A 15,214-nucleotide genomic window follows, 5' to 3' on the forward strand; every position below is an offset into this window, starting at 1 on the left:
CTGTTCCAGACGCCTGCGGGCGCCACAACCGGATCGGGCGCGCCGCTGGGCGGGCCGGGGTAACGAAGGGGCAACGATCACCGTGCCCCCTGGCTGCCGGGGGGTCCCGGCACGCCACGAGGGCCCTCCCCTGCCGGGAAGGGCCCTCGCGGGTCGTACGGGTCGTGCGGGTGGAGCAGCCTCAGTGGCTGTGACCGTGGCCACCGGCGGCGGCCGGCTCCTCCTCCTCGGGCTTCTCCACCACGAGGGTCTCCGTGGTGAGCAGCAGCGAGGCGATGGACGCCGCGTTGGCCAGGGCCGAACGCGTGACCTTGACGGGGTCGATGACCCCGGCCGCGATCAGGTCGACGTACTCACCCGTGGCGGCGTTGTACCCGCTGCCGGGCTGCAGCTCGGCGACCTTGGCGGTGACGACGTAGCCCGGCTCGCCACCGTTCTCGGCGATCCAGCGCAGCGGCTCGACGGCCGACTTGCGGACGATGGCGACGCCGGTCCGCTCGTCACCCGTGAGGCCGAGGTCGCCCTTGAGCGCCTCGACGGCGTGGATGAGCGCAGAGCCGCCACCGGCGACGATGCCCTCCTCGATCGCGGCGCGCGTCGCGGAGACGGCGTCCTCGATCCGGTGCTTCTTCTCCTTGAGCTCGACCTCGGTGGCCGCGCCGACCTTGATCACGCAGACGCCGCCGGCGAGCTTGGCGACCCGCTCCTGCAGCTTCTCGCGGTCCCAGTCGGAGTCGGTCCGCTCGATCTCGGCCTGCAGCTGGGCGACGCGGGCCTTGACCTCGTCGGAGCTGCCGGACCCGTCGACGATCGTCGTGTTGTCCTTGGTGACCACGATGCGCCGGGCGCGGCCCAGCACCTCGAGGCCGACCTGGTCGAGCTTCAGCCCGACCTCGGGAGCGACGACCTGCGCACCCGTGAGGGTGGCGATGTCCTCGAGCATGGCCTTGCGACGGTCACCGAACGCCGGGGCCTTGACGGCCACGGAGGTGAAGGTGCCGCGGATCTTGTTCACCACGAGGGTGGACAGGGCCTCGCCGTCGACGTCCTCGGCCACGATGAAGAGCGTGCCGGAGGCGCCGATGACCTTCTCGAGCAGCGGCAGCAGCTCGGTCATCGAGGAGATCTTGCCCGAGTTGATGAGGATGTAGGGGTCGTCCAGGACGGCCTCCATCCGCTCGGCGTCGGTCACGAAGTACGGCGAGAGGTAGCCCTTGTCGAACTGCATGCCCTCGGTAAACTCGAGTTCGGTGCCCATCGTGTTGGACTCGTCGACGGTGATGACGCCGTCCTTGCCGACCTTGTCGAAGGCGTCGGCGATAAGCTCGCCGATGACCTCGTCGCGGGCGGAGATGGTGGCGACGCTCGCCATGTCCGAGGTGGTCTGCACCTCGCGGGCGTTCTCCCGCAGGCGCTCGACGACAGCGGCGACCGCCGCGTCGATGCCGCGCTTGAGGCCGATCGGGTTGGCGCCGGACGCGACGGCCTTGAGGCCCTCGTGCACGAGCGCCTGGGCGAGCACCGTGGCCGTCGTCGTGCCGTCACCGGCGACGTCGTTGGTCTTGGTGGCGACCTCCTTGGCGAGCTGCGCGCCGAGGTTCTCGTAGGGGTCGTCGAGCTCGACCTCACGGGCGACGGTCACGCCGTCGTTCGTGATGGTGGGAGCGCCCCACTTCTTGTCGAGCACCACGTAGCGGCCCTTCGGGCCGAGCGTGACCTTGACGGTGTTCGCGAGGGTGTCGACGCCGCGCTCGAGAGAGCGGCGGGCCTCCTCGTTGAACTGGAGGATCTTTGCCATGGTCTGTTCCTCTGCTGCTCTTCGAGCTACTTGGAGACGACGGCGAGGATGTCGCGCGCGTTCAGGAGCAGCAGCTCCTTGCCGTCGTACTTCACCTCGGTGCCGCCGTACTTGCTGAAGATGACGACGTCACCCTCGGCGACGTCGAGGGGCACGCGGTTGCCGTTGTCGTCGACGCGGCCGGGTCCGGTCGCGATGACCTTGCCCTCCTGCGGCTTCTCCTTGGCGGTGTCGGGGATGACCAGGCCGGAGGCGGTGGTCTGCTCTGCTTCGAGCGGCTGAACGAGGATGCGGTCCTCGAGCGGCTTGATCGTGGTGGCCACGTCCAAACCCCTTTCACGAGTGTGGGATGTTCGGGAGGAGTGGTCGAGACGTCGTCGCGGTGCCGTCCCGTCCGTTGGCACACTCCAGGGGAGAGTGCCAATGGCGAGGTTAGCACTCGGCCTGGTGGAGTGCCAGCAGCGGGGACGACGAACGGGCCGGCCCCCGGGGGGCCGACCCGTCGGTCGTCACGGCGCCGCAGCAGCGGCGCGGGGTCAGCGGACGAACTGCACGCCCGTCAGGGTCTGGGTGTAGGCACCCCAGGTGGTGCCCGTGAGCGGGGCGTAGATGCGGGTCGACACGGTGCCGTCGGCCGGGTCGACGTCGAACATCCGGACCGGGTTGGTCACGCCGTCGTGCATCGTGGTCAGGAACGAGTAGATCTTGTTCCCGTTCTTGCCGGTGTCGACGCGGGCCCGCTGGGCCAGCCCGACGTGGCCGGAGAAGACCATCTTGATGTTCGGGTACTGGCTGACGAGCTGGTCGAACAGCTGCTGGCCGCTCGTGTCGCCGTAGCCCTGGTTGCTGCCGTCGAGCCCGCCGCCGCCGTTCTGGTAGCTGTGGGTGCTGATCAGCACGTTGTGGTCCGGGTGCGAGGCCACGACCTTCTTGGCCCAGGCGACCACGCCGGGGCGCGGGCAGAACTCCAGGCTCAGCACCATCCACTGCAGCCCGCCGGCGGAGTAGGTGGAGTAGACGTTGTCGACCTTGCCCGACTCGTACGTCCCCGCCACGGCGCCGAAGTCGCTCGCCTTGAAGTAGCTGTTGAACGTCGACGTGTCGCGCTGCAGGGCGCGGGTGTTCTGCGGGTCGCGGGCCGAGCCGCCGACGCCCGTGGCCATCGTGTCGTGGTTCCCGACCGAGACCGTGTAGGGGATGTCGGCGTCCTCGAGGACGTCCATGCTGTTCTTCGCCATCGCCATCTGCCGGTGGTCCGGGGTGTCCCAGTTGACCAGGTCGCCGGTCTGGGCCACGAAGGCGAGGTCCTTCTGGCGCGCCAGCCACTGGTTCCGGTTCGTCAGCCGGCGGTCCCCGCTGGCCAGGACCTCGTTCTGGGTGTCCGGGATGATCGCGAAGCTGAACGCTCCGGCCGTTCCCGGCGTCGTGGTGGGCGGCGGCGTCGGGGTGGTCGGCGTCGCCGGCTCCTCCGCGCCGCTGGCGGACGCGGCGTAGAAGGCGACGTTCTCGTACTCCCAGCCGTCCGCCTCGAGCGCGGCCTGCCGCGCCGCGCTGGCGGCGAGCCGGTGGAGGGTGCCCTTGCGGAAGCGCTCGACGGGCTTGAGGCAGTCCGAGCCGACCTTGGACACGTAGAAGGTGACGCCCTGGTCGTCGTAGTCGAACCGCTGGGCCGCCGAGACCAGCTCGGTGGTGGACCGGGTGAAGATGTAGTCCTGCGGGTCGGACCGGTACATCCGGTGCACCGGCACCAGCCCGGGTCCGGGAACGGTCGACGCCCGGAACGCGACACCCTGGTCCTCGGTGTAGCCCGCGGCCGCGGCCTTGTCGGCCTCGCCGGTCCACGGGGTGGTGAGGCTGGCGCCGTTGCTCGGCTTGACCACGGTGTACACCGGGTCGTTGAACGCAGAGCAGCTCGGGGCCGGCGTGGCAGCGGTGGCGGTGGCCGGGACGAGTGCGGCGGTGGTCAGGGCCAGCAGCCCGGCGACGCCGACGGCGACGGCCGGACGGACCCTGGCAGGTCTGGTCGATGGTGCGTGCTGCGTGTTCATCGGGCTCCTAGTCGAGGTTGCCCCCCCGTACGATTCGCCCGAAGCATAACGAGAAAGTCACGAATCGATGCACCTGTGATAACGGCCCAGCCGGCTGGAGGGCGGCTCCCCCTGTCGTCGCCCCTGACCGCGCGCCTGGCGGGGCGGCCCGTCCAGCTCGGGGTGTGGTCAACCTCACGTGCCGGAGGGGCACCTCCGGACGCCCGGCCCGGCCCGGGACGCTCCCCGGCCGCCCGGCGTCAGCCGTGGCCGAGCCGGCGCACGACCAGGGCGACGGCCCCGGACGGCGTCCGGGAGAGCACCAGCGTCGCCCGTCCCGGGCCGCGCGGCGCGAGCCGTCGCCGCAGCACCGCCGGGTCGACGTCGACGCCGCGCTTCTTGATCTCGAGGGTGCCGACCTCGTGCTCGCGGACCCAGCGGCGCAGCGTCTTCTCCCCGGCGCCCAGCACGTCGAGCACCTCGAAGGCGGTGGCGAACGGGGTCTCCTCGGCGGTGTCGCCGCTGAGGTAGGCGATCTCGGGGTTCAGCAGGTGGGCGCCGAGTCGGCGGCCCAGCGGGCCCACCCCCCGCGCCCGGATCACCGCCCCGTCCGGCTCGAACAGGTAGCGCCCGACCGGGCCGACCGGCAGCGGCTCGGCCGGCCGGCCGGGCCCGGGGCGCGGCACCTCGAGCCGGGCGCCCGGGAGCAGCGTGGCCACGTCGAGGTCCGGCCGGGCGCCGGGCCCGGCCCAGAGCCCGACCTCGACGGTGTCGCCGTCGTGGGTCACCCACTCGGCCTCGGCCGTCGTCGGCACCAGGGTGTGCGGCAGGGCGGGTCCGAGCTTGACCCCGGCCACCCGGTCGCCGGCGAGCAGTGTGGTGACGAGGTCCCACGAGGGGGTGAAGTCGGTGACCCGCCAGAGCCGACCGCTGCCGCTGCGCCGGGCGGGGTCGCAGAAGGCGGCGGTGCCGGGCGTCAGGAGCTCGGCCGCCACCGCCTCGGCGTCGGCGCACAGCACCTGCCCCCGCTCCCCCAGGTTGGCCGCGGCGACCGCGGCCGTCCCGGGGTCGCGCTCGACGGCGACGACCTCCAGCCCCGCGTCCGCGAAGGCGAGGGCGTCGGTCCCGATCCCGCAGCCCAGGTCCACCACGCGGGCCGCGCCTGCGGCGACCAGCCGGGCCGCGTGGTGGGCGGCGACGGCCGGCCGCGTCGCCTGCTCGAGGCCGTCCCGGGTGAAGAACAGGGTCGCCGCCCGATCGCCGAACTTCTGCCGCGCCCGCCGGCGCAGCGAGGCCTGGTGCAGGGCGGCGGCCCCGACGGCGGACCCGTGCGCCGCCCGCAGCCGGGTGGCGGCGGCCAGCCCGTCGGGGTCCGGCTCGGCCACCGCGTCGGCCAGCGCCTCGGCGGTCAGCCCGGGGGGCAGCGCGGGTGCGGTCACCCGCGCATCATCTCCCGGACGGGCGCGCGGCCGGTCGGCCGAGGCGGTGGGGACGCGGACCTCAGAGCAGGATGGTCTGGACCGGGAGCGAGGAGTCGGCGCCGATGTCGAGCCCGGAGGGCCGGCCGCCGGCCGTGACGATCTCCGAGCCGAGCACGGCGATCATCGCCCCGTTGTCGGTGCACAGCGCCGGCCGCGGCGTGCGCAGCTCGATGCCGTGCGCGGCGGTGCGCTCCTCGAGGAGCGCCCGCAGCCGGCTGTTGGCGGCGACCCCGCCGCCGATGAGCAGGGCGGGGGTGTCCGTGGCGAGGCAGGCGTCGACGGCCTTGGCGCTGAGCACGTCGCAGACGGCCTCCTGGAAGCTGGCGGCGACGTCGGCGAGCGGTACGTCCTCCCCGTGACGCTGCCGGGTCTCCACCCAGCGGGCGACCGCGGTCTTGACGCCGGAGAACGAGAAGTTGAAGCGGTGCCGCTCCTGGTCCTTGCTCGCGGTCAGCCCGCGGGGGAAGGCGATGGCCCGCGGGTCGCCCGTGGCGGCGCGGTCGATGACCGGCCCGCCCGGGTAGGGCAGCCCGAGCACCCGGGCGACCTTGTCGTAGGCCTCCCCGGCGGCGTCGTCGACGGTGGAGCCGAGCTCGGTGATGGAGCTGGCCATGTCCTCCACCCAGAGCAGCGAGGTGTGCCCTCCGGAGACCAGCAGCGCGATGCAGGGCTGCGGCAGCGAGCCGTGGTCCAGCAGGTCGACCGCCACGTGGCCGGCCAGGTGGTTGACGCCGTAGAGCGGCTTGTCCAGGGCGAGCGCCAGCGCCTTGGCACTGGCCAGGCCGACGACGAGGGCTCCCATCAGGCCCGGGCCGGCGGTCACGGCGATGCCGTCGATCTCGGCCAGGTCGACGTCGGCCGTCGCGCAGGCGCGCTCCAGGGTCGGCACCATGGCCTCCAGGTGCGCCCGGCTGGCCACCTCCGGCACCACCCCGCCGAAACGGACGTGCTCCTCGACGCTGGAGGCCACCTCGTTGGCCAGCAGCTGGTGGCCGCGGACGAGTCCGACGCCGGTCTCGTCGCAGGAGGACTCCAGGCCCAGGATCAGGGGTCCGCTCACGGCTGCTCCTCGGTGTCGGCGGGGACGGCTGGTGGCGGCGGGACGACGGGAGCCGGCCGGGAGCCCTGCTGCGCCCGCTCCGCGGCCTCCTCCCCGAGCTGGGCGGCGTACCGCGCCGGCCAGGTGTCGAGGTCGTAGAGCTTGAGGATCAGCGCGTCCTGGCCCGGGCCGTAGTAGTCGCGGCGGGCAGTCAGCTGCTCGAACCCGAGGTGCTGGTAGAGCGCGATGGCCGGCTCGTTGTCGTAGTCCACCTCGAGCAGGACCGCGCGGGCGCCCAGGTGGCGGACGGCGTCCAGCCCGGCCAGGACGAGCGCGGTGCCGAGCCCCTCGCGCCGGTGGCCGGGGGCGACGACCAGCCGGTGCAGGTCGGCGTGCTCGCCGGTGGTGCGGAAGGCGACGACCCCGACGACCTGCCCGGCGCGGGCCAGCAGCACGGTCCGGCCCTCCCCCAGCAGCTCACCGGCCCAGCTGCGCTCGCTCCACTGCTCCGGCTCGGGGAAGCCGACGCGCTCCAGCGCCAGCACGGCCGGCAGGTCGTCGCGGCGGGCCGGGGTGATGCTGACCGCGGCGGCGCCGCCGGTCACCGGGGTCCCTGGGGCGCCAGCACGGACTTGCGTCGGGTGGGCTCCGCCGCGTCGGGCCGGCGGAGGTAGAGCGGCTCCCGGCCGGCGTCGGGCAGGTCGGGCCCGTGCGCGGCCAGCACGCCCGCGTCGAGGGTCCTGGGTCCGATCACGGCGTCGAGGACGTCGGGGTAGACGTCGGCGGCGGGTCCGACGACGGGCAGCTTCGGGACCTCGCCCGGTGCGCTGACCCGCGGTCCGTCCACGCGCACGCCCTCGGCGTCGTAGCGCGCCCAGTAGACCTCGCGACGCCGGGCGTCGGTGGCGACCACGAAGGCCCGGCCCACCTGCTCGCGGTCGCGGTGCTCGAGGACGTGCTGGCGGGCGAGGACGTCCAGGCTGCACACCCCGCGCCACGGGCGGCGGAGCGCCGAGGCGAGCACCTGGGCGGTGACGATGCCCACCCGGAGCCCGGTGAACGGCCCGGGTCCGAGGCCGACGACCAGCTGGTCGAGCTCGCCCGCCCGTACGCCGGCGTCGGCGAGGCAGCGCTGGACCAGGGGGGTGAGCTGCTCGACGTGGGCCCGGCGGTCCGCGACGCCGGCCACCGCGAGGACCTCCGCCCCCCGGGCGAGCCCGACGGCGACGGTGGTGGAGGTGTCGAGCGCCAGGACCAGCGGCTCAGCCACGGGGACCCCGCAGCGCGTGCAGGTCGACGTCGGCCCAGCGGGGCCCCACCCCGTGCAGCGCGACCAGCCGGACGTCGTCGTCGGCGTCGGGGGCGGGCCGGACGGCGATCTCGATCTCCAGAAGGTCCGGCGCCAGCCCCTCGGCGAGCCCGGCGCCCCACTCGACGACGGTGACGGCGTCGGCGAGGGTGGCGTCGAGGTCGAGGTCGTCGAGCTCCTCCGCGCTCTGCAGCCGGTACGCGTCGACGTGCACCAGGGCGGGGCCGCTGCCCCGCGGCGGGTGGATCCGGGACAGCACGAAGGTGGGGGAGATGACGGGGCCGCTGGTGTCGAGACCGCGGCCGAGGCCCTGGGTCAGGGTGGTCTTGCCGGCGCCGAGACCACCGGTGGCGATCAGCAGGTCCCCGGGCCGCAGCAGGGACGCCAGCCGCTCGCCCAGGTCCTGCATGGCCGCCCCGCTGGGCACCACCACGACCACGGGCAGGTCCTTGGCCAGCACGACGCCGTGGGGCGCGGGCCGGTCGACGCGGTAGCCGCGGTGCTCCCAGAAGGTGATCAGCTGCCCGAACTCGGAGCGGGCGAACAGCTCGACGCGGCGGTGACCCGCCCGCGCGGCCAGCTCCTCGGCGACGTGCACCAGGGCGGAGGCGATGCCGTGCCGCTGGAAGTCGGGGTGCACCGAGACCCGCTGGAAGCTGGCGACGCCGGGAGCGGTCGGGACGACCAGCAGCACGCCGGCCGGGCGTCCACCGACCTCGGCGTAGACGCCGGTGCCACGGGCCAGCGTGGCGGTGAGCGAGTCGGCCGTCTCCGCGCTCGCCGTCGACGGCGGGTCGAGGGGCGGCCGGGCACCGAAGGCGGCGTGGATGACCTCGACCATCCCGGTGGCATCGTCCTGCTCCGCCACCGAGACCACGAGATCAGATACCGAGGTGCTCACCGGCGGACATGCTAGTGCCCCGGCCCCGACGTGATCTCTCACGTCCGAGCCGGGGCACGGGTGCAGCAGAGCGCCCGGGTGGGCGCCGGGTCAGCGGTCGAAGCTGCGACGCTGCGGGCGACGGCCCTCGGGGCCACCGGAGCGCGAGCGCGGGCCACGTGAACCGCGGTCGCCCGACGGGCGGCGGTTGCTGCGCGGCGGGGCGATCAGCCGCTCGTAGTCGGCGGAGCTGACGGCCACGCCGGTCGGCCGGACGGCGCCGGTGACGTCGGCCACGGCCGCGTCCCCGGGAGCTCCGGTGAGCGACTCGGGCTTGACGCCGGCCTGCGAGGTGAGCCGCGTCATCTCGCGACGCTGGTGCGGCAGCGCCAGCGTGACGACGACGCCGGTGCCCCCGGCGCGCGCGGTGCGGCCGGCGCGGTGCAGGTACTCCTTCGGGCCGGCGGGCGGGTCGACCTGGAGGACCAGACCGACCTCGTCGACGTGGATGCCGCGGGCGGCGACGTCGGTGGCGACCAGGACGGGCAGGTCGCCCTCCTTGAAGACGGAGAGGATCCGGGTGCGGGCACCCTGGGTCAGGCCGCCGTGCAGGGCCCCGGCCATGACGCCGGCGTCGCGCAGCTGCTCGGCGACGCGGTCCGCGCCCCGCTGGGTGCGGACGAAGACGACGGTGCGGCCCGGGCGGCCGGCGATCTCGGCGGTCAGGGTGGCCTTGTCGTGCGGGGCCACGTAGACGAGATGGTGGGCCATGGTGGTGACGCTGGCCTGGCCGGAGTCGACCTCGTGGGTGACCGGGTTGCTCAGGTAGCGCTTGACCAGCCGGTCGATCGCCCCGTCGAGCGTGGCGGAGAACAGCATCCGCTGGCCACCGGCCGGGATGGTGTCGAGGATCTGGGTGACGGCCGGCATGAAGCCGAGGTCGGCCATGTGGTCGGCCTCGTCGAGCACGATCGTCTCGATGCGCGTCAGGTCGACGGCGTTCTGGTCCATCAGGTCGATGAGCCGGCCCGGGGTGGCGACGACGACGTCGACGCCGCGCTGGAAGGCCCGCAGCTGCGGGGTGTACGACATGCCGCCGGCGATCAGCACGGTCGACAGCCCGAGGGTCCGCGCCAGCGGGTTCAGCACGTCGGTGACCTGCATGGCCAGCTCGCGGGTCGGCACGAGGACGAGGCCGCGCGGGTGCTTGCTGGTGCCGCCAGCGAGCCGGGCGAGCATCGACAGGCCGAAGGCGAGCGTCTTGCCCGAGCCGGTCTGGCCGCGGCCGAGGACGTCACGACCCTTCAGCGCGTCCGGGATGGTCGCGGTCTGGATCGGGAAGGGGGCGGTGATGCCGCCGGCGGTCAGCGCGCTGACCAGCGAGGGCGGGAGGCCGAGGCTGGCGAAGTCGCCGCCGGTGGTCGGCTGGGTGGTGGTGGGCTCGGTGACAGTCACGTGCTGGTGCTCCTGCGGGGTGTCGCTCTGGTCGAGCGGACGGATGTCGGGCTGAGGGGTGGTGTCGGGCGCCTCGTGGGCGGTCACGACGGGTGCGCGGTCCTCGCGGTGCGCGGCGGTGCGGGGCCGGTCGTCACGGCGGGCCGGACGCTCGGTGCGGTCGTCGGCGGGGCGCTCGCTGCGCTCGCCGTACGAGGGACGGCGGTCGTCCCGGTCGGAGGCCGGGCGCTCGGTCCGGTCCCGGTTGTAGGCCGGACGCTCGCCGCGGTCCCCGGACGAGGGCCGCCGGTCGTCACGGTTGTACGCCGGACGCTCAGTCCGGTCCCCGTACGAGGGCCGCCGGTCGTCACGGTTGTACGCGGGACGCTCGCCGCGGTCCCCGTAGGACGGGCGCCGGTCGTCACGGTTGTACGCCGGACGCTCGCCGCGGTCCCCGTAGGACGGGCGCCGGTCGTCACGGTTGTACGCCGGACGCTCGCCGCGGTCCCCGGACGAGGGGCGCCGGTCGTCACGGCTGTACGCCGGACGCTCGCCGCGGTCCCCGTAGGACGGGCGCCGGTCGTCACGGTTGTACGCCGGACGCTCGCCGCGGTCCCCGTAGGACGGGCGCCGGTCGTCACGGTTGTACGCCGGACGCTCACCCCGGTCCCCGGACGAGGGCCGCCGGTCGTCACGGCTGTACGCCGGACGCTCACCCCGGTCCCCGTACGAGGGCCGCCGGTCGTCACGGTTGTACGCGGGACGTTCCGTCCGATCCCCGTACGACGGGCGCCGGTCGTCACGGTTGTACGCGGGACGCTCAGTCCGGTCCCCGGACGACGGGCGCCGGTCGTCTCGGCTGTACGCCGGACGGTCCCTGCGGTCCCCGGACGACGGGCGCCGGTCGTCGCGGTCGTACGCCGGACGCTCGACCCGGTCCCGGTTGAACGCCGGACGCTCGACCCGGTCCCGGTTGAACGCCGGACGCTCGACCCGGTCCCGGTTGAACGCCGGACGCTCGGGCCGGTCGGTGGTGGAGGCCGGACGCCCGCTGCGGTCACCCGCGGAGGGGCGACGCTCGTCGCGGTCGTCCCGGCGCCCGCTGGCGCTGGTCTGGCCACCGCGGCGACGCGGGTCGTGGCCGCGCTCCTTGCGCTCGGACGAGCTCCAGCGCTTCTTCTCCGTGCCGTCCGCCTTCCGGGACTTGGGCGCGGAGTTGCTCTTGGCAGGCATGCATCTCACTTCTGTCCGGCGGTGCGGACCTTGGTACAGGCACGTCAACGCCCGAACCATCGCAAGATGTGGTGGGAAGACGAGCCTCGGTGCGCTGCTCCGTCATGGAGCGCGCGATGGGCGTGGCCGCTGGGAGCAGCCAGAAGGGCAAGACTACCATCTCGGCAGCAGGCCCCTGACCACCAGACTCCCGCCACGCTCTCCGGCCCTCCCAGGCCGGATCCTCAGCCGTAGCGCCGGTGGACCCGCTCGACGAGGTCGTCGAGCACCTGGTTGAACACGGTGTGGTGCTCGAGAATTCCCATGTGCCCGCAGCGGGCGAGCCGGCGGGTGTCGGCGTCCGGCAGCAGGGCGACGATCGCGTCGGTGTGGGTGACCGGCGTGATCACGTCGTCCTCACCGCCGACGACCGCCGTCTCCACGGTGCTCAGCACCGCGAAGGCCTCGTACTCGTCGAGCTCCGCGAACCCGGGGTAGAAGTCGGCGACGACCCCCACGGAGGTCTGGGCCAGCATGTCGGACATGAACGCGACGTAGCGGGAGGGGACGTCGGAGCCGAAGGACATCCGCCGGGTGACGACGTGGCTGAGGTCGGAGCCCGCGCGGCGGTCGCGCTCCACCAGCTGGGGAAACCGGTTCAGCGCGGCCAGCAGGGGCGGCGCCGCGCGGGAGAAGACCCGGCCGGGCAGCCCGCGGATCGGGGAGTAGTCGGCCAGCTCCCCGGCGGCCGTCGAGAACAGCGCGACGCCGCGGACCCGGTCGCCGAAGAGCTCCGGCCGATCCTGGGCCAGGTGCATGATCGTCATGCCGCCCATCGAGTGCCCGACCAGCACCAGCGGTCCCGGGCCGGCCACCTCCTCGAGCACCTGCGCGAGGTCCTCGGCCAGCTGCGGCACCCGGCAGTGCGCGACATCGGAGCGGCCGGACCGGCCGTGCGAGCGCTGGTCGTAGAGCACGAGCCGGTACCGGCCGCGCAGGTGCAGCCGCTGGAAGTGCCAGCAGTCCAGGCTCAGGGCGTAGCCGTGCACCAGGACGACCGTGAGGTCCGCCGGCCCCGGGCCGGCCGGCAGCTCGTCCACCTCCGTGTGGAGCCGGACCCCGTCGGGGGTGACCACGACGGGCCCCGGCGCCCGCAGCGAGAAGAAGGGCACGGCCTCGTGCTCACCGCGCTCCCCCTCCTGCCGCTCCTCGAGGGTGCGGGTGACGAGCCGGCGCTCGAGCTGCAGGCCCGCCGCGATCCCGCCGGCCGCCAGGGCGGCGACGCCCGCGACCAGGACCCCCGCCTCCCGCGGCGGGGACACGGCTCCGCCGGCCCGGGTCCGCGGGAGGAGGGCGGGCCGAGCCATCAGGGCCCGGGCTCGAGGCCGGAGTAGCGGCGCGGTACCCGCTCCCCCACCCGGGTGACGATCTCGTAGCCGATGGTCCCGCACCAGGCGGCCCACGTGGCGGCGGTGGGCTCGCCCCCGGTCCCGGGCCCGAACAGCACGACCTCGTCGCCGACCGCGGCCGGCCCGGGCAGCTCGACCACCAGCTGGTCCATGCACACGCGCCCCCGCACCGGTGCACGGCCACCACCCGCCTGCACCTCGGCGACGTCGCTCGCGTGCCGGGGGACGCCGTCGGCGTAGCCCAGGGGCACCAGGCCGACGGTCACCGGGCGGTCCGCGACCCAGGTCCAGCCGTAGGAGACCCCGGAGCCCGCCGCCAGGTCCTTGACCAGGGCCAGCTGGGCGCGCAGCGTCATCGCCGGGCGCAGCGTGACGCCGGCCCGGGCGGCGAGGCCGGGAGCAGGGTCGACGCCGTAGCTGGCGATGCCGACCCGGACCAGGTCGTAACGGGCCCGGGGCACCACGAGGGCGGCGGCCGAGTTGGCCAGGTGCCGCAGGCCCGGCTCGAGCCCGGCGACCCGGGCCCGGGCGTAGGCGTCGTCGAAGGCCACGACCTGCAGGTCGACGGAGGGGTGCCCGGGCTCGTCGGCGGCGGCCAGGTGCGACCAGATGGCCACCACCTCCAGGGCCCCGGCCGCCTCGGCCTCCGCGGCCGCCGCGCAGAGCGCGTCCCACTCCGACGCCGGTGCGCCGTTGCGGGACAGTCCCGTGTCGATCTTGAGGTGCACCCGGGCCGGCTGCTCGGCCGTGGCGGCGGCGCCCACCAGCCGGCTGACCTGCTCGGCGGTCGCGACGGAGACGTCGACGCCGGCGGCGACCAGCGGGGTCAGGTCCTCGTCCACGCCGTACAGCCAGGCGAGCACGGGGCCGGTGTCCCCCGACTCCCGGAGCTCGAGGGCCTCCGCCGGCGTGGCGACCCCGAGCCAGGCCGCTCCGGCCGCCCGGGCCGCCCGCGCGCACGGCACCATCCCGTGCCCGTAGCCGTCGGCCTTGACCACGACCATCACCGCGGCCGGGGCCACCAGGGCGGCGATCGCCCCGACGTTGGCCCGGACCGCGGCCAGGTCCACGTCCGCGCTGGCGGTCAGCGGGTCGATGCGGGCGGTCACCGCGTCGCCCCGAGCGCCCGGGAGCGGGCCTCGAGCCGGCCGAGCGTCTCGGGCAAGCGCTCGGCGAGCGCGTGCGGCGGCAGCGGTCCGGGGTGGTGGCGGGCCGTGACGGCCTGGACCGAGGCCCCGAGGAGAGCGGCCTGCCAGGCCGGCAGGCCCGCGGCCAGCAGGGTGGCGCAGATGCCACCGAGGACGTCGCCGGAGCCGGCCTGGGCGGTCCACGCCGGGCCCGGGACGGCCACGCCCACCCAGCCGTGCTCCGGCGTCGCCACCAGCTGGCTGGCGCCCTTCAGCAGCACCGTCGCGCCGGTCCGGGCCGCCGCCTCCCGGACGGCGCGGAGCGGGTCGGCGGTGACCCAGCCGCGGTCGCGGTCGAGGAGGCGGGCGAGCTCGCCGGCGTGCGGGGTCAGCAGCCAGCCGGCGGGCAGGTGGTCGGGCAGGAAGCGCAGCCCGTCGGCGTCGACGACGGCCGGCAGGCCGGTGTCGAGAGCTGCCGCCACCGCGTCCGCGCCGTCGGGCCGGTCACCCCAGCCGGAGCCGAGCAGGTGGGCCTGCACCCGGCCCGGGGAGAAGACGACGTTGGGCAGCAGGCCGCGGACCAGGTCGGCGGGCCGGTCGGCGCCGAGGAAGCGCACCATGCCGGCACCGGCGTGCACCGCGCCGTAGGTGGCCAGCACCCCGGCCCCCGGGTACTCGTCGGAGCCGGCGTCGAGGCCGACGACCCCGCGCGCGTACTTGTCGCTGGCCGGGCCCGGGTACGGCCACGCGCGGGCCAGGTCGTCCTCCTCCAGCCCGTGCAGCCAACCGCCGTCCTCGTCGGACGTCACCTGGAGGCCGATGTCGACCAGGTCGACGGCGCCGCAGCGACCTCGCGCCGGCTCCAGCAGGTGGCCGGGCTTGTGCACCCCGAAGGTGACCGTGCGGTCGGCGCGGAAGGCTGCGCCGGGCGCGGCGCCGGTGTCCGCGTCGATCCCGGAGGGCAGGTCGACGGCGACGACCGGCCACCCGGCGTCGTCCACCGCGGCGGCCAGCCGGGCGACGGCCTCGGGGAGCCCTGGCCGGCCCCCGATGCCGAGCACGCCGTCGACGACGAGGGTCACGGGTCCGCGCAGCCGGCCGTCGTCGGGCAGGTCCTCGAGACGGCCCCCCGCCGCGAGGAGCGCGGCGAGGCCGGCGGCGTGCGGCCTGCCCAGGCAGGCGACGGCGCGCACGGCCACCCCGCGGGCCGCGAGCCGGGCCCCGGCGAACAGGGCGTCACCCCCGTTGTCACCCGGCCCCACCAGGACCGTGACGGCCGTGCCGTGGAGCCGCCCGGCGCAGCGCCGGAGCTCGGCCGCCACGGCGGCAGCCAGCCCGGCGGCCGCCCGCTGCATCAGGACCTCGTCGCCGACGTCGAGCATGGTCCGGCGCTCGAGCTCCCGCACGGTGTCCGCGGTCGCGGCCGTGATCACGTCGGCCTGCCGATCATGGACGCACTCCTGATCATGGACGCACTCCTGATCATGGTCGAGCTCCT

The 15,214-nt window shown here is 74.9% G+C and carries 12 protein-coding genes; all 12 read right to left on the minus strand.

Annotated features, from left to right (window positions below; genetic code table 11):
• Window positions 1-181 precede the first annotated feature (181 nt).
• On the minus strand, window positions 182-1,798 hold the full coding sequence (gene groL, locus BLT72_RS17190) for a chaperonin GroEL (RefSeq protein WP_091414380.1): 1,617 nt from the start codon (window positions 1,796-1,798) through the stop codon (window positions 182-184).
• Between the two features lie 26 nt (window positions 1,799-1,824).
• Entirely contained in the window at window positions 1,825-2,121 is a 297-nt protein-coding gene (gene groES / locus BLT72_RS17195; RefSeq protein WP_091414381.1) for a co-chaperone GroES, read from the minus strand.
• Window positions 2,122-2,334: 213 nt separating this feature from the next.
• Window positions 2,335-3,846, minus strand: coding sequence for a metallophosphoesterase (locus tag BLT72_RS17200; protein ID WP_091414382.1), 1,512 nt, complete (start codon window positions 3,844-3,846; stop codon window positions 2,335-2,337).
• 239 nt (window positions 3,847-4,085) lie between these two features.
• On the minus strand, window positions 4,086-5,264 hold the full coding sequence (locus BLT72_RS17205; RefSeq protein ID WP_091414383.1) for a class I SAM-dependent methyltransferase: 1,179 nt from the start codon (window positions 5,262-5,264) through the stop codon (window positions 4,086-4,088).
• A gap of 61 nt (window positions 5,265-5,325) precedes the next feature.
• Window positions 5,326-6,366 (minus strand): tRNA (adenosine(37)-N6)-threonylcarbamoyltransferase complex transferase subunit TsaD, encoded by a 1,041-nt coding sequence (tsaD, locus tag BLT72_RS17210; RefSeq protein WP_091414384.1) that lies wholly within the window; start codon window positions 6,364-6,366, stop codon window positions 5,326-5,328.
• On the minus strand, window positions 6,363-6,950 hold the full coding sequence (locus tag BLT72_RS17215) for a GNAT family N-acetyltransferase (RefSeq protein WP_091414385.1): 588 nt from the start codon (window positions 6,948-6,950) through the stop codon (window positions 6,363-6,365). Before BLT72_RS17215 ends, tsaD begins: the two co-directional genes overlap by 4 nt.
• Complete coding sequence (tsaB, locus tag BLT72_RS17220; RefSeq protein ID WP_091414386.1) at window positions 6,947-7,615, minus strand: tRNA (adenosine(37)-N6)-threonylcarbamoyltransferase complex dimerization subunit type 1 TsaB; 669 nt, start codon at window positions 7,613-7,615, stop codon at window positions 6,947-6,949. Before tsaB ends, BLT72_RS17215 begins: the two co-directional genes overlap by 4 nt.
• Entirely contained in the window at window positions 7,608-8,555 is a 948-nt protein-coding gene (gene tsaE / locus BLT72_RS17225; protein ID WP_231930117.1) for a tRNA (adenosine(37)-N6)-threonylcarbamoyltransferase complex ATPase subunit type 1 TsaE, read from the minus strand. The genes tsaB and tsaE overlap by 8 nt, the downstream gene beginning before the upstream one ends.
• 90 nt (window positions 8,556-8,645) lie before the next feature.
• On the minus strand, window positions 8,646-11,201 hold the full coding sequence (locus tag BLT72_RS22805; protein ID WP_197677075.1) for a DEAD/DEAH box helicase: 2,556 nt from the start codon (window positions 11,199-11,201) through the stop codon (window positions 8,646-8,648).
• A gap of 224 nt (window positions 11,202-11,425) precedes the next feature.
• Window positions 11,426-12,547, minus strand: a complete 1,122-nt coding sequence (locus tag BLT72_RS17235) for an alpha/beta fold hydrolase (RefSeq protein WP_091414387.1) — start codon at window positions 12,545-12,547, stop codon at window positions 11,426-11,428.
• The gene (alr, locus tag BLT72_RS17240) at window positions 12,547-13,698 is read right to left on the minus strand and encodes an alanine racemase (protein ID WP_197677076.1); all 1,152 of its coding nucleotides are present in this window, start codon (window positions 13,696-13,698) and stop codon (window positions 12,547-12,549) included. Before alr ends, BLT72_RS17235 begins: the two co-directional genes overlap by 1 nt.
• Window positions 13,695-15,149: a bifunctional ADP-dependent NAD(P)H-hydrate dehydratase/NAD(P)H-hydrate epimerase gene (locus BLT72_RS17245; RefSeq protein ID WP_231930119.1), complete on the minus strand. Its 1,455-nt coding sequence runs from the start codon at window positions 15,147-15,149 to the stop codon at window positions 13,695-13,697. Before BLT72_RS17245 ends, alr begins: the two co-directional genes overlap by 4 nt.
• Between the last annotated feature and the right edge of the window lie 65 nt (window positions 15,150-15,214).

Origin of the sequence: Friedmanniella luteola (assembly GCF_900105065.1) — a bacterium.
GTDB lineage: Bacteria > Actinomycetota > Actinomycetes > Propionibacteriales > Propionibacteriaceae > Microlunatus > Microlunatus luteolus.

Excerpts from the sequence above, each read along its gene's own strand:
- BLT72_RS17200 (WP_091414382.1), bottom strand. The coding sequence starts at position 3,846 with ATGAACACGCAGCACGCACCATCGACCAGACCTGCCAGGGTCCGTCCG.
- BLT72_RS17235 (WP_091414387.1), bottom strand. The coding sequence starts at position 12,547 with ATGGCTCGGCCCGCCCTCCTCCCGCGGACCCGGGCCGGCGGAGCCGTG.
- BLT72_RS22805 (WP_197677075.1), bottom strand. The coding sequence starts at position 11,201 with ATGCCTGCCAAGAGCAACTCCGCGCCCAAGTCCCGGAAGGCGGACGGC.
- groL (WP_091414380.1), bottom strand. The coding sequence starts at position 1,798 with ATGGCAAAGATCCTCCAGTTCAACGAGGAGGCCCGCCGCTCTCTCGAG.